This is a genomic window from Streptomyces sp. NBC_01224 (genome assembly GCF_036002945.1).
Classification (GTDB): Bacteria; Actinomycetota; Actinomycetes; order Streptomycetales; family Streptomycetaceae; genus Streptomyces.
Genome location: NZ_CP108529.1, coordinates 1,670,980 through 1,684,560, shown reverse-complemented (window position 1 = coordinate 1,684,560; position 13,581 = coordinate 1,670,980). Strand labels below are relative to the sequence as shown.

Below are 13,581 nucleotides of genomic sequence, written 5' to 3'. Positions count from 1 at the left end.
CACGACCGGTCCCGTCCCGATCACGCGATCGCCGTATTCTGTCTCGCCGTCTGAGAACGCATCGGCCCTGCGTGCACAGCACCGACCTCGTCCTCGCCCGCAACGCCGCCTGCTGATCACCCACCAGCCGAACCGCCAGACCAGCACGCCCCGAACTCAATCGCGGGTGAGGTCGTTAGCAGCCGCGAGGGCCGTCAAAGCGGATCAAGCTCAAGGGGCCGGGTTTCTCAGTCCCTTCGGGAGGAGCTGTCGGCCGCCGCTTGGGTCGTTGACTGGAGTCGTCTTACTGGCCGGGGGTATTCGTCGTGGAGGCGCCACCAGGCGTACGGGGCGGTTTGGGGCCATCCGTCGGGTGAGTCCTCCCACGTCTCCTGCCTGCCAAGGGGAGTCAGGTCGAGGAGGCTGAAGTCCATGCGGAGCCGGTCGACGCCGCGGCCCGCGGTGAAGTAGGTGCGGTAGACGCGGTCGCCGTCGCGGAGGAAGACGCTCAGCCCGAAGCCGCCTCCGGTTCCGCAGTCGGCGTTGAAGTTGCTGTTGTGGGAGGAGTACCAGGGCACGGTCCAGCCCATGCGCCGTTTGAAGGGTGCGATCTCGGCCAGGGGGCCATCGGAGACCAGAGCGAGTGTGGTGTCGCGGGCGTGCAGGTGGGCGAGGTTGCCGATGTTGTCGGTGAAGCTGGAGCAGCCAGGGCAGTAGTGGCCGCCACCGGACCACATGAAGTGGTAGACGATGAGCTGGCGGTGTCCCTCGAAGAGCCCGGTCAGGGTGGATTTGCCGTGTGGGCCCTCGAAGGCGTAGTCGGCGTCGAACCGGACCATGGGCAGTCGTCGGCGCTCGACGGCCAGCGCGTCGAGTGCGCGCGTCAGTTGTTTTTCCTTGGCCAGGAGTTCGTCGCGGGCGGACTGCCATTCCCGCGCTGAGGCGACGGCGGGTAGTGGTGGCGTCGGATCTGTCTGGGCGGTCATCGTTTTCTGCCTTCGTTTTCTGATTCCTGGGGGGTGTGCCGGGTCATTGGCCGACGCCGAAGGCGGCGAGCACGGGTTGCGGGGTGCGGCCGGGGAGTCGGCCGGACTGGAAGTCGAGGAGGCCGACCCAGGTCGGGCGCAGGCCGATTCTGGCCATGCGCAGTCCAGGTTTGTCGATGGCGTTCAGGTAGTCGTCGCCGGCCTCGGGGCCCATGACCGCGCGCTGCATCGTGGCGTACTCCGGGAGGACGCCGTCGACTTCGGTCACGGTGACCGTGCCGCGCAGCATGAGCACCTGCGGCGGGCCATCAGCGGAGTCGATGCAGACCGCGACGTCGGGGTGGGCGCCGAGGTCGCGGACCTTGTAGGTGCCGGCGAATGCTCCGACGACCAGTTCCTGGCCGGTCCACAGGAAGTTGACGGGGATCAACCGAGGCGCCCCGTCCTTGCCGGTGTACGCCAGGCGCGCCACGAGGTGGGTAGTGAGCAGGTGTTGGGCTGTCGGGGTGCCCAGCAGTCGTACGTCGCCCTGCCGCAGGTTCGCCGCTTCGGTTCTCTGGAAGCTCATGGCTCCACGCTAGATTCATCAACTCCTAAAAAACAAGCTCTCATCCTAAAAGCGAAGCGATCTGTTAGCGTGGAAGCATGAACGGCAGGCGTAACTACGGAAACCCGTGCGGCGTGGCCCGCAGTCTGGATGTCGTAGGGGAACGGTGGGCGCTCCTGGTGGTGCGCGATCTGCTGCTCGGCCCCAAGCGGTTCAACGACCTGCTCGCCGGACTGCCCGGTGTGAGTCCGAACGTTCTGAGCCAACGGCTGCGCGATCTGGCTGACCATGGCGTCGTCCACCGCCGCGAACTCGGGGCGCCGGCCCGCGTCCACTACTACGAACTGACCGAATGGGGCCGCGAGCTGGAGCCCCTGCTGCTCCAGCTCGGGCGCTGGGGCAATCAGGCCCCGCACCCCGTCGAGGGTGAACTGGGCGTCGACTCGATCATGCTCAGCATCAAGGCCGCCTTCGACGCGGTACGCGCCGACGAGCTGCGCGGCACGTACGAGTTCCGCATTGACGCCGACACGTTCGTCGCCGAGGTCGCCGACGCCTCGCTGCGGATCTACCGCGGTACCGCGGAGCACCCGGACGCGGTGCTGGCCACGGGCATCGAGACCTTGCGGGCGGTGTGCGACGGTCGCCGCAGCCTGGATGACGCGGCTCGGACGGCCGACCTGCGGCTCGACAGCGACCGAGCAGAGGCGACGGTGCATCTGTCGGAGCTGCTCATGGCGCCGTTCTCGCCGCAGACGTCATGAAGCGAGACACCAGGTGCGGCACGGCCGGTCCGCCGCGGTGTTGGATGTACGGCCAGCCGGTCTGGCAGACGGTGGCGGGGCGGAAGCTGTCGCGTTCGCCGATGAAGTAGGCCTCGTCGGGGCCGATCCGGCTCAGCGGTAGCCGGGCCATCGGCCATCCGGCACACCTGACCACCAACCCCACAGCGAACGGCGCCGACCGCCTCAACGCGGTCGGCGCCGTTCGCTGTCAAGACCCCAGACCCGTCCGGCACCTCCGCCTTGGCGTTGTTTCTTCGGCGGTTGCTACCTGTACCCCTACGGCGCCTTTCCGGCGTATTCCGGCTGCCTACCCCCAGGCTCAAGTGCTCCAGACCTCGGCGAGTGAGTAGCCAGCAAGATCAATCTCAGCGTTGACTGCTGTACCGCTGCTCACGCAATCGACAGCTATCCAGCCCTGGGCGAGCCACCAGCCGATGGCCTTGCGGGCGATGGACAGCTCGCGGTTGACGGTGTCGGCATCCACGGCGTCCGCCCGCACGGCGGCTGGCTCGGCGAGCACCGGCGACAGGCCCGGGTCGTCCAGCACCGCGAGCGGGAACGGGTCCGGCTTCGCGCCCCGCCGGGCCGGGCCGATGGGGGCGGGTCGCCCGGAAAGCATCCACCTCCAGGTGGTGAGCGAGATCCGGTAGACCCGGGCGGAGGACGGCGCGATGCCGGCGCCGGTGAGGTACCGCTCGACCGCCGCGGCCCGCGCCCTGCTCGACGAACGTGCCCTGCGCGGCCGCATAGCGCACAAGGGCGAGAAGGCCCCGATCCAGGCAAGCCAGCGCTGGCACGTCGAGCGCACCCACGCCTGGCAGAATGCCTTCCACCGCCTCGCCCGCTGCTACGAACGCCGCGCCACCGTGATCGACGCCTTCTTCGACCTCGCCGACACGATCATCACCGTCCGCAGCCTCATCCGCCGATCCTGGACAACCCACCGCTGGGACCACCGCCCGAATCGACGCCCGTGAGCCCTCGCCTTTCCGCGAGCCTCTATGGGGTGAGGAAGGTCTCCACCATGGGGAGGACCAGTTCCCTGCGGCGCATCACGTCCATGTGCAGGCAGTCCGGGAGGATCGCCAGGCGTGCATCGGGGATAAGGCGGTGCATCTGCGCGGCGTGCTCGATACGAACGAAGTCGGTGTCGCCGACGACCAGCAGAGCCGGCGCGGCCAGCCCCCGCAGGTCGTCCTCCGACCACCCTTCATAGCCCGCCGCGACCGTGCACTTTGCCATGAAGTCCTGGAAGTGCTCCGGGTGGCGGGCGACGGCAGTGTAGGCGTCCACCATCTCCTGGAAGTCGGCCGGGGTCGGCAGCCGCCTCGATTCCACGTGCAGTGCTGGATCGCGGATCTCGTCCAGGTAGCCGTCGGGCCGGAAGCGAATGGACGCGAGGACCACACGGTCCACTCGCTCCGGATACCGAAGCGCCGTCTCCAGCGCCGTCATGCCGCCCAGGCTGAACCCGAAGAGGTCGGCCCGTTCGATGCCAAGCACGTCGAGCAGCGCCACGACATCCTCGGCGAACCTCGGCACAGTCATCTCGCGGTCGATGTCGGCGGTGTGGCCGTGCCCCTGCAGCTCGACAGCGATCACTCGATGCGTTGTGGCCAGCGCGGGCATGATGGCCCCGAACGTCAGGCCGATGGTGTGCACGCCGCCGTGCAGCAGCACCAGCGGGCGGCCTGCGCCGTGGCTCTCGTAGTACATCTCCAGGCCGTTGACGTGCGCATAAGCGCCCTTTGGCGGCGTGGTCACGGCAGGGTCGTCGGTAGGGGGCGACTGGGTCGTCATCGTGTCCATCCCGGTTCGGTTCAGCGTTGTTGACGATGTACTGGACTACCGGATCGCACGGAACTCATCGCCGCCAGGCCGTCATGTGACGCGCCTCACGTATGGCCCCACAAGTCACGTTGGTTGAACGAATGCGCTTTGCGCTCAGCACATCGCCAGTACGGCTGCGCTCAGCACGACCGGCGAGACCACGTGGGCAACGGCCGCATGAGCGTGGCTGTCACAGAGGTGCGTCGTATGGTGCTGATTGTTCTGCTGTCTCATGACAGCAGAACAATCCTCCTGGAGCGGCGACCGGACGAGCCGGCCTGGTGGCCGCTCCGGATCCAGACGCCTTCACATCGTTCGTACGTAACTGTCGTACACCGATGGCAGCGGCACTGGAGCAAACGGTCGGGCATACGTCGAGGCTCCGTGACGGGCCGTATGGCCTCGGGAGCAGGGGCTACTCGTTGGGATTGGCACGTCGTCATCCTCAAGCTCACGGGAGAGGTGGATGCCGACTGGTTCTCTCCCTTCGCGCGGTGGTGCTCCATCTCGCGTTGGGATTGGCACGTCGTCATCCTCAAGCTCACGGGAGAGGTGGATGCCGACTGGTTCTCTCCCTTCGCGCGGTGGTGCTCCATCTCGGAGATCGGCAGCATAGATGTGTTTCCGTTGGAGCTGGGCGTCCTGATGACCGGTTATGTCGAAGGTTGGATTCCGGACGGGCCGATCACGTTGGATGTATGAGGTCAGCTGTCAGGCGTGGACTTGGGCGTGATGTCCTCAGCCTTCAGTGCGCAAGGCAATCCACTCGTCCAGGTCGGGCTGAGGGAGTTCCTCGATGCACTTGACCAGTGCGGCCAGCGACTTGTCGAGGGTCACTGTGCAGAGGTCGAGAACGTACACGTCCAGCCGGTAGCGCTGAAATCCAAGCCGTTCCCAGGAGCGGCGCAGGGCATCCTTCGCCTTCTTTCGCCCGTCCTCGTCTTCGTCGGGGTCAGAGGAGTCGAGCGGTGCGGGATAGCAGGCGGCTCCCCTGCATCCGGAGCCGAGGTGTTTGATGGCCCTGCCGGCGAACGCGGTACCGATTCCGAATCCTCGCCACGGGCCCGTCACCGTAGCGCTGTTGCGGATGGGCATGCTGGAATTCAGTGGCTCGGCGACATCGTCGAGGCCGTTGCGGAAGTGCCCGGCCGACAGATCGAGAATGGCTTCTGCGATCAAGCCGACGTCCCCGTCGTGGCCGTCCAGGACGCCGAACAGGTCGCGGGTCTCGTAGGGATCGGCCCGGAAGAACTCGAAATCACCGACGTGCTCAACAGTATCGCCGGTCTCGTGATCGACGGTCAGGGGTCGTGACCACGTGGTCCGTGCCGAGCTCGGCCAGGCCCTCGCCCCGGGCGGGGCTGCCGACCAGGGCGTACACCTCGGCCCCCGCCAGGTGGCCGATCTGTACGGCGAATCGCCCCACGCCGCCGGACGCGCCGGTGACGGGACCTGGTGGCCGGGCCGCACCTGCGCGCGGCGCAGCGCGCGCAGGGCGGTGACGGCCGCGACCGGGAGCGTCGCCGCCTGGGTGAAGCTCACCTGTTCCGGCAGGACGGCGAGTTCGCCCACGGGCACGGCGCGCAGCTGCGCCCACCCGCCGATCCAGCCCCAGGTCACCACCCGGTCGCCCGGCTTCGGCCCCTCGCCCGAGGCCCCGTACGCGAGCAGGAGCAAGGGGACGAGGCCGCGGGAGAACCCGGTCACCTCGGTGAGGACGGGCGTGAAGTAGGAGAACGCGGCGAAGGTGGCACCGATGATCAGGGTCGAGGTGCAGAGCACCAGCCAGAGCTTGCCGTTGCGGAAGACGGTCAGCTCCACCGGGACGCCGACGGCGCCGCCTACCTGCGCTACCTCAACCGCAAGATGAAACGCGAAGCCCTGGTCCCCGTCGATGAGGGCGTAAACGCGATGAGATCTGTTGCCGCCCTCGCTACACCGGTAACAGCAGCAATCGTTGCCAGCAGCCACGCTCCAGCAAGGCAACCCGGTCCAGTAGCGCGGAGAAGTCCAACTCGGCCGCTGTCGGCGGCCAAGTATTTCCCCATCAACGGCAGCTTGGGCGTCGCGTAATTCCCCAGGGGGGAGGCACCTTCGTCGGCGCGGGTGCGCAGGCCGGTGGGATCGATGCGCTGGCGGTGGTTGCTTACCTGCGGGGGCGATTATGCGGCCATGCAGCTGGCCGCTTGCGCAGGGCCTTCACCTCTGCGGCGTGATGCCCAAGGACCGGATGAGCTGGGCCAGTTCTTCGCGGAAGAGCTTTTCCGGGCTGAGGGCCTGGGTCTGCAGGTGGCCGTAGATCTCAAGTGACACCAGGCCGTGCAGGTGGCTCCAGAGACGCAGGGCGAGGGCCACGGCGGCCGGGGGCAGGTCGGGGAAAGCCGGGCGGACCTTGTCCAGCAGACCTGGGTCGAAGTCGGACCACTCGAAGTCGCTGTCCGCGTAGCGGTGTTCGGCGTGCGGCCAGGCGGTGGCCGCCAGCGCGGTGATGCCGGTGCAGACACGGTGGGCGGCGTCCGGGGCGGCGCCGCCCTCGGGGGGCTGGTAGCCGGGTACGGGGTCACCGTAGATGAGGCGGAAGCCCTCGGGGTTGGCCAGCGACCAGTTCCTGAAGGCGCGGGCCCATGCCTGGATCCGGGCGGCCGGGTCCAGGGCGGGGGCGGCGTCCCAGGCGGCGTCCACAGTGTCGGCCAGCGAGGTGTAGACGTTGTTGATCAGTGTGGTGACCAAGTCGTCACGGGTGGCGAAGTAGCCGTAGATGGCGTTGGCCGTCATGCCCATCTCGCGAGCGATGGCCCGCAACGTGATCGCGTCGGTTCCTCCCGAGGCCATCAACTCCAGCGCGACCTTCTTGATCTCGGCGGTCGTCTCGGCCCGCAACCGCTCGCGGCGTCCTTTGGTGCTTCCCACGTTTCCCACGGTCAGTCACTCTACAGCGTCACAATACTGTGTGCCGTATTGATACTTCACACCGTATAGTTACTATGTGCCGTGAAGATGTATGGCATCGTCAGCTGACGCACGAGCAACCACCAGGGGAGAGCCATGCACATCGGAGTCATCGGGGCCACGGGCGGCATCGGCAGTCGCGTCGTCACCGAAGCCCTCGACCGGGGGCACCACGTCACGGCCTTCAGCCGCGACGCCACGCAGATCGACGAGGACCGGAAGAACATCGTCTGGAAGAACATCGACGTCCTCGACGCCGACGCCGTCGCAGCCGCCATACCCGGCCTTGACGTGCTGATCAGCGGATTCCAGCCCGGAAACGCAGCCAAGGACATCGCCGACACCGTGGCCCGCTCGATCGCCGATCCCACGGTCTACGCCACCGCTGCGCGAGCACTCCTGAAAGCACTGGAGAGCCACCCTCGGACCCGGCTCATCGTCATCGGCGGCGCCGGCAGCCTGGAGATCGAGCCCGGACTCGTACGGGCCGACTCCGGCGAACTCCTGCACGAGGCTCTCCACACGATCGGCCTGCCGAGGGAGTATGCCGCCGCGGTACGCGGCCACCGGGACGCCCTGAACGTCCTGCGCACCTCCAACCGGCTGTGGACCTACTTCAGCCCCGCGGAGGACATCGCGCCAGGTGAGCGTACGGGCCGGTTCCGGACCGGTGGCGACCAGCCAGTCCTCGACGCGGACGGGCGAAGCCGGATCTCCGTGGAGGACGCCGCCGTCGCCCTCGTAGACGAGGCGGAACTGCCGCGTTTCGTCCAACGCCGCTTCACCATCGGCTACTGACCGACGTCGGCGGACCAACGCGGCAACTGTCGGATGCTCCTGGAAGCGCGCCGCCGCGCCGGTAGAACCGGATGCCCACGAAGGCGCTTTCAGGATCCCCATGGGGAAATCCATGAATTTCCCCATGGGGAATATCGTGACCGTTCACAGGAGCCCCTCTCAGCCAGTGCGACGGCAATCCGGTCACTCGCCAGGTCACGTGCGGCCCGTACGATCTCCATGAGCCCCGGCCCGTTGCCGCTCCCGGACACGGTGATCGTCGTCAGCACTGCCAGAAGCGGGGCGTCCCGGCGAGCGAGGGACCCCTGCCCCAGTCGACGCCTCACCCCCGCTCGCGCGAGAGCACCCGGCCGTGGAGGCGGGAGGCAGGAGCGCGAGAGTACCCCTTCTGACCTGCCGCAGCGGCTTGAACAGTTGCGATCCGGCCTGCTCGGCCTCGCCCTTGCGGGCCGGCCGCAGCAGCCGGATGTTTAGCTCGGCCAGCTGCTGCTCGAACTCCCGGCCGAAGTAGTTCCCCGCCGATCAGGGTCTGGCCCGGGCGCTGGGCAGTGAGCTGCGGCTCGACGACGAGCAGGTCCCGCAGCGTCTCGCGTTCGTCTGCCTCGGCCCCGGTCAGCGCGAACGCGACCGGCAGGCCGTGCAGGGTGCAGACCAGGTGCAGTCGCAGTCCCCGGAGGTAACGTGAGTGGCTGGCGCAGTACCTGTACTGGGCCCATACGGCCAGGTCGGAGGGTTTGACGGTCTCTCGGGAGCGTCCGCACTCGACGGGCGTGGAGTCCACCACTCACACGTCGTCGGTCCTGAGCGTGGTGTCACGGGCCAGCGTCCGGGTGACGTACCGGATGAATTCGGCGGCCTTGCGCAGCCGCTTGTTGTACCCGGGTTGTTTGGGCAGGAAGGGGTGCAGGCGTGCCGCAGCCACCGGGCCTCGGAGGTGAAGCCGAGCATCGCCTGCATCGTCGCCGGCGTTTCCAGTCCTGCGTCGCTGAGTTGCGGCGCGATGCCCACGGCTGGCCGCCACGGAGCGAACTGCGGTGATTCCTTATTGTTCGTCTCACAGTGATCACGGATGATGCCCCCGCCTCATCACTGCGTGGACCAAGTCCTTCCAAGTGCCGGGGACAACTGCGGCCCAGGGGTGGGGCATTCGTCGCCGTGCCTTGGCGGGCCGAGCGACGGTGTCGAGGCACGGTGTCCGCTACCGAGGGGCTCGCTGACGTTGGCTACGTATGTGTTGATTCCCGGTGCCGCGTCCAGCCCGTGGTACTGGCATCTGCTGGAGGCTGAGCTGTGTGGGCGGGGCCATGAGGTGGTGGCGGTGGACCCGCCGTGTGACGACGACTCGGCCGGGCTGGCCGAGTACGCCGACACCGTGGTCGACGCCATCGGTGATCGCGTCGACCTGGTCCTGGTGGCCCATTCCTTCGGCGGGTTCACCGCCCCGCTGGTGTGCGAGCGCGTGCCGGTGGACCTGCTGGTGATGCTGCAGGCGCAGATCCCGGCACCGGGCGAGACCCCGGGCCAGTGGTGGGCCAACACCGGCTACGAGCAGGCCAGGCGCGAACAAGACGAACGCGACGGCAGGGACCCCGGCGACGACACCGCCCTGTTCCACCACGACACCCCGCCAGAACTGGCCGCCGAGGCCGAGAAGCACACGCGCACGCAGTCGGCCACCCCGTTCATGAAGCCATGGCCGCTGGCCGCGTGGCCGGATGTGCCCACGAAGTTCCTGCTGTCCCGGGACGACCGCTTCTTCCCCGCCGAGTACATGCGCCGGATCGTGCGGGAACGCCTGGGCATTACACCCGACGAACTGCCCGGCGACCACTGCCCCATGCTCGGCCACCCCACAGAGCTGGCCGACCACCTGGAGGAATACCGAACCGAGGCGTAACAGCCGCCCGGCTCCACGCCCGTCTTCCGCGTCAGCACTGGGCTACTGGCCGACATCCACCTACTCGATCTCGACGTAGAGCCCTGCCGCCGGGATGTCCAGGTTGTTCGTCACACCGTGATCACGGGTGCCCTCACCCATCACCGCGCATCACCCCTTGGAATAGGTCATCCAACCATCTATGCGGCGGCGCGGTCCGCCGACGATCGTCGGCGACCCGGGGCGTCGTCGAGCACGGGCGGCCGCCAGGCACCGTCCGGGTGGTAGAGATTGACCCCAGGCGGCACGATCTCGTCGATCCTGTCGAGTGCGGTGTCGTCGAGCACGAGTGAGGCGCCCTTGAGGAGGTGCTCCAGTTGCTCCCGGGTGCGCGGCCCGATGATCACCGAGGTGACGGCCGGGTGGGCGACGGGGAAGGCGACCGCGAGCTCGGGCAGGGTGCACCCGATCGTGGCGGCGAGTTCGGTGAGCTGCTCGACGGCGGCAAGCTTGGCCGCGTTCTCGGGGATGGCGGGGTCGAAGCGGGAGGGGGTGAGCTTTGCCCGGCCGGTGGAAAGATCGACGGGTCGGCCCTGGCGGTACCTGCCGGTCAGGAAACCGGAGGCGAGCGGACTCCAGGTCAGCACGCCCATGCCGTAGCGCCGACAAACAGGCAGCACTGAGGATTCGATGCCACGGGCGAGGATCGAGTAAGGCGGCTGCTCGGTTCTGAAACGCGGCAACCCACGCCCTTCGGCGACGTAATGGGCCTCGACAATCTCCTCGGCCGGGAAGGTCGAGCACCCGAAGGCACGGATCTTGCCTTCGCGCACGAGGTCGCCCAGTACCGCGAGCGTCTCCTCGATGTCGGTCGAGTGATCGGGGCGGTGGACCTGGTACAGGTCGATCCAGTCGGTCTGCAGTCTCTTCAGGCTTTCCTCGACCGCCTGGACGATCCAGCGCCGCGAGTTGCCGCTCCGATTGCGCCCCTTCCCCATCTGGAAGTGGACCTTGGTGGCGAGCACGACGTCCTCGCGGCGGCCCCGGAGCGCCTTTCCGACGATCTCCTCCGACTCGCCCGCGGAGTACATGTCCGCTGTGTCCACGAAGTTGACCCCCTGGTCGAGGGCCGTGTGGATGATGCGGACACAGTCATCGTGGTTGGTGTTCCCGACCGCGCCGAACATCATCGTCCCGAGGCAGTACGTACTTACCTCGATGCCGGTGCCGCCGAGAATGCGGTAACGCATGGTCGTGCTCCCTTGCTGGTCCGTCCACTGTGTGCCGCACTCTAGGAGCTCGAGTTGACTCGAGATCAAGCCCGTATCCTCGGCAACATGGCTGGGAACAAGGAGATTTTGAGCATCGGACAGGTCGCCGAGCGCACCGGATTGAGCGTGCACGCGCTGCGCTTCTACGAGCAGGAGGGCGTGCTGGTCAATCCCGTGCCGCGTGGGCCCGGCGGCCGACGCGTCTACAGCGAGCAGGACGTGGACTGGCTGAACCTGTGCATCATCCTGCGGGCCTCCGGTATGCCCCTGCCAGAGATCCGCCGATACACCGAACTCGCCAGGCAGGGCGCCGGCAACGAGCAGGAACGCATCGAGCTCCTGCGGCGGCACCAGGATCAGGTGGCTGATCAGATGAAGCAGCTCGAGCAGTGCCGGGACCTCATCAATTTCAAGGTCCGGGTGTACGAGGACATCCTCGACGGCGCGGGCGGGCACTCGTGCGATGCTGCTGTACAGCTGGGGAATGAAGACCGTTGCCAGACCACTGAGCCCTTGGAAACAATCATCTAGTAGCAATACCGGTGATTTAGGTCTTTTTCCGGGAGGTCGGGGCTGGTTTGGTGGGTCCGACGAGGGTGACGACTGGGGTGTCCGGCCGGGGCTGGTTGTTGTGTTCGGTGCGTTTGAGGGCCCAGTTGGACATCTTGCGTTTGATGACACGGGGATTGGAGCGTAACCGCCGTGGTTCCAGGAGCCGTTGACCGATTTCAAGCAGAGTCTGCGCGAGGGCCCGCGTGAGTCGGGAGGGGGGAAAGACCCGCCTGGGCGGTGACCTGGCGGCGGACAACGCGCACGGCGCGGGTGAAGGAGATCCGGTCCGGATCGTGTCCCTCCTGTCGTGCGGCTTCGTGCATGAGGTCCCGCACGGCATGGTGAACGAGGAGGAACGCGAAGATCTCCTGCTCGGCCCCGGCCGGGCGCTGGGAGCGCAAGACCAGACGTGGCCCGCCCAGGTGCGTCTTGATCTCGTCCAGGGTGGTCTCGATCTCCCAGCGTTCGGCGTAGAGCGCGGCAAGTTCCGCCGCCGGCGCGGTGTCCGGGTCGAGGAGGGTGGTGACCAGCCGGTAGACGGTGGCGTCCTTCCCGCGTGGGCCAAGGGTGTACTCGATGACGCGGACACGGGCCGGGTCGGCCCGCCGGTTCCTGTCACGGGCGGCGACAATCTCCGACAGGTAGGAGCCATCGGGCAGCAACGTCACCACAGGCAGCACCGCGTTGCTCCTGACCCGCCAGAGCAGGTCGGCGCCGGTTGCCGCGGCGGCCCGCCACAGGTCGAATCCGAGGAACCCCTCGCGATGGCAACATCCCGGGACACCCGACGGCGAGATCACGATCTGGCGCTGGAGTGAAACGCCGCGAACAGGTCACTGGAGGAGCACGGAGGGCCGTGTCATTGGACGAATTGCGGGCTGAAGATGGCGCAGTCGTTGCGGCAGCCCAGGCGGGCGACGCGTCAGCGTTTACGGAGCTTGTCGAGCGTTACCGGCGGGAGCTTCAGGTGCATTGCTACCGGATGCTCGGCTCATTCGAGGACTCGGAAGACCTGGTACAAGAGACGTTCCTGCGAGCGTGGCGCAAACGTGAAAGCTTCCAGGGCCGCTCTACATTCCGTGCGTGGCTCTACCGGATCGCGACGAACGCCTGTCTTGACTTCCTCGACCAGCACCCGCGGCACCCGCTTCCACGTGAGGTGGAGCGGGCGAACGATCCACACGTGGCGTCGCCACCAGCAGAGATCCGGTGGCTGCAGCCGTACCCGGACCGGCTGCTGGAACCGATCGCACCCGGCGAGGCCGAGCCGGACGCCGCCGTGGTCGGCAAGGAGACGATCGAGCTGGCGTTCCTCACCGCCGTCCAACACCTGCCGCCTGGACAACGGGCCGCGCTGATTCTGCGAGACGTGCTCGGCTGGTCGGCAAAGGAGACGGCCGCTCTGCTCGGGACGAGCGTCGCTTCGGTGAAGAGCGCCCTGCAGCGAGCAAGGCCGGTCATGAGAGCGCACCTGCCCGAACGCCGTCTGGAATGGGCACCATCGGCGGAGCCGACCCCGCAGGAGCGGGCGTTGGTGCGGCGCTTCATGGATGCCCACGAGCGGGTCGACACCGCTGCCTTCGCGGAGCTCTTGAGCGAGGACGTACGGATGACCATGCCCCCCCCATCCGTTCTGGTTCGCCGATCGCGCGGCCGTCGTCCGCTTCGCCGAGCACGCGTTCGGACCCGGCTCGCCGCTCTATCAAGGACAGTGGCGAAGCGTGCCCAAACGGGCGAACCGGCAGCCGGCAGTCGCGGGGTACGTCCGGCTGCCGGGGGACTCCGAGTACCGGGCCCAGGTGCTCAACGTGCTGCGGGTCGAGGACGAGAAGATCACCGAGATCACCGCCTTCGAGCCGCACCTGTTCCCCGCGTTCGGTCTGCCCCTGACGCTGTCCTAGCCGGCGGCGGGTCCCGGCTCGATCGTCGTTCGGGCAGCGATTCCTTTCCAGCCGTCTCACCGTCTCAACACTGACGACCTCGGTCTGCGTAGTCGACGACGATGAGG

General features: G+C 67.5%; 14 protein-coding genes and 3 pseudogenes. 8 read left to right on the top strand and 9 right to left on the bottom strand.

Features of this window, described 5'->3' with window-relative positions:
- Positions 1-227: 227 nt before the first annotated feature.
- Positions 228-965 carry a DUF899 domain-containing protein gene (locus OG609_RS06885; RefSeq protein ID WP_327271975.1) on the bottom strand — a complete coding sequence of 246 codons (738 nt, stop codon included), beginning with the start codon at positions 963-965 and terminating at the stop codon, positions 228-230.
- Positions 966-1,008: 43 nt separating this feature from the next.
- On the bottom strand, positions 1,009-1,533 hold the full coding sequence (locus OG609_RS06880) for a pyridoxamine 5'-phosphate oxidase family protein (RefSeq protein WP_327271974.1): 525 nt from the start codon (positions 1,531-1,533) through the stop codon (positions 1,009-1,011).
- 77 nt (positions 1,534-1,610) lie between these two features.
- Here OG609_RS06880 and OG609_RS06875 point away from each other — a divergent pair, with 77 nt between their 5' ends.
- On the top strand, positions 1,611-2,276 hold the full coding sequence (locus tag OG609_RS06875; RefSeq protein ID WP_327271973.1) for a winged helix-turn-helix transcriptional regulator: 666 nt from the start codon (positions 1,611-1,613) through the stop codon (positions 2,274-2,276).
- A 340-nt stretch (positions 2,277-2,616) separates the two neighbouring features.
- Here the strand turns inward: OG609_RS06875 and OG609_RS06870 are convergent, their stop codons facing one another.
- Complete coding sequence (locus OG609_RS06870; protein ID WP_327271972.1) at positions 2,617-2,916, bottom strand: hypothetical protein; 300 nt, start codon at positions 2,914-2,916, stop codon at positions 2,617-2,619.
- Between the two features lie 91 nt (positions 2,917-3,007).
- On the opposite strand from OG609_RS06870, the pseudogene OG609_RS06865 reads away from it, so the two are divergent.
- Positions 3,008-3,274: pseudogene (locus tag OG609_RS06865) on the top strand (IS5/IS1182 family transposase); the annotation flags it as partial.
- A gap of 22 nt (positions 3,275-3,296) precedes the next feature.
- Here OG609_RS06865 and OG609_RS06860 read toward each other — a convergent pair.
- Entirely contained in the window at positions 3,297-4,061 is a 765-nt protein-coding gene (locus OG609_RS06860; RefSeq protein WP_327271971.1) for an alpha/beta fold hydrolase, read from the bottom strand.
- A gap of 273 nt (positions 4,062-4,334) precedes the next feature.
- On the opposite strand from OG609_RS06860, the gene OG609_RS06855 reads away from it, so the two are divergent.
- Entirely contained in the window at positions 4,335-4,829 is a 495-nt protein-coding gene (locus OG609_RS06855; protein WP_327271970.1) for a hypothetical protein, read from the top strand.
- A gap of 36 nt (positions 4,830-4,865) precedes the next feature.
- Here the strand turns inward: OG609_RS06855 and OG609_RS46100 are convergent, their stop codons facing one another.
- On the bottom strand, positions 4,866-5,948 hold the full coding sequence (locus OG609_RS46100) for a hypothetical protein (protein ID WP_442817946.1): 1,083 nt from the start codon (positions 5,946-5,948) through the stop codon (positions 4,866-4,868).
- Between the two features lie 378 nt (positions 5,949-6,326).
- On the bottom strand, positions 6,327-7,037 hold the full coding sequence (locus tag OG609_RS06845; RefSeq protein ID WP_327271969.1) for a TetR/AcrR family transcriptional regulator: 711 nt from the start codon (positions 7,035-7,037) through the stop codon (positions 6,327-6,329).
- Positions 7,038-7,172: 135 nt separating this feature from the next.
- Here OG609_RS06845 and OG609_RS06840 point away from each other — a divergent pair, with 135 nt between their 5' ends.
- Positions 7,173-7,874 (top strand): NAD(P)-dependent oxidoreductase, encoded by a 702-nt coding sequence (locus OG609_RS06840; RefSeq protein ID WP_327271968.1) that lies wholly within the window; start codon positions 7,173-7,175, stop codon positions 7,872-7,874.
- Between the two features lie 390 nt (positions 7,875-8,264).
- On the opposite strand, the pseudogene OG609_RS06835 reads toward OG609_RS06840, so the two are convergent.
- Positions 8,265-8,948 (bottom strand): annotated as a pseudogene (locus tag OG609_RS06835) (transposase); the annotation flags it as partial.
- Between the two features lie 157 nt (positions 8,949-9,105).
- Here OG609_RS06835 and OG609_RS06830 point away from each other — a divergent pair.
- The gene (locus tag OG609_RS06830) at positions 9,106-9,771 is read left to right on the top strand and encodes an alpha/beta fold hydrolase (RefSeq protein ID WP_327271967.1); all 666 of its coding nucleotides are present in this window, start codon (positions 9,106-9,108) and stop codon (positions 9,769-9,771) included.
- Positions 9,772-9,950: 179 nt separating this feature from the next.
- Here the strand turns inward: OG609_RS06830 and OG609_RS06825 are convergent, their stop codons facing one another.
- Complete coding sequence (locus tag OG609_RS06825; protein WP_327271966.1) at positions 9,951-11,000, bottom strand: aldo/keto reductase; 1,050 nt, start codon at positions 10,998-11,000, stop codon at positions 9,951-9,953.
- Between the two features lie 87 nt (positions 11,001-11,087).
- On the opposite strand from OG609_RS06825, the gene OG609_RS06820 reads away from it, so the two are divergent.
- On the top strand, positions 11,088-11,552 hold the full coding sequence (locus OG609_RS06820; protein WP_327271965.1) for a MerR family transcriptional regulator: 465 nt from the start codon (positions 11,088-11,090) through the stop codon (positions 11,550-11,552).
- 197 nt (positions 11,553-11,749) lie between these two features.
- Here the strand turns inward: OG609_RS06820 and OG609_RS06815 are convergent, their stop codons facing one another.
- On the bottom strand, positions 11,750-12,373 hold the full coding sequence (locus OG609_RS06815) for a transposase (RefSeq protein ID WP_442817945.1): 624 nt from the start codon (positions 12,371-12,373) through the stop codon (positions 11,750-11,752).
- Positions 12,374-12,387: 14 nt separating this feature from the next.
- On the opposite strand from OG609_RS06815, the pseudogene OG609_RS06810 reads away from it, so the two are divergent.
- A pseudogene (locus OG609_RS06810) lies at positions 12,388-13,266 on the top strand (RNA polymerase subunit sigma-70); the annotation flags it as partial.
- A 28-nt stretch (positions 13,267-13,294) separates the two neighbouring features.
- On the top strand, positions 13,295-13,474 hold the full coding sequence (locus OG609_RS06805; protein WP_327278406.1) for a hypothetical protein: 180 nt from the start codon (positions 13,295-13,297) through the stop codon (positions 13,472-13,474).
- Positions 13,475-13,581 lie beyond the last annotated feature (107 nt).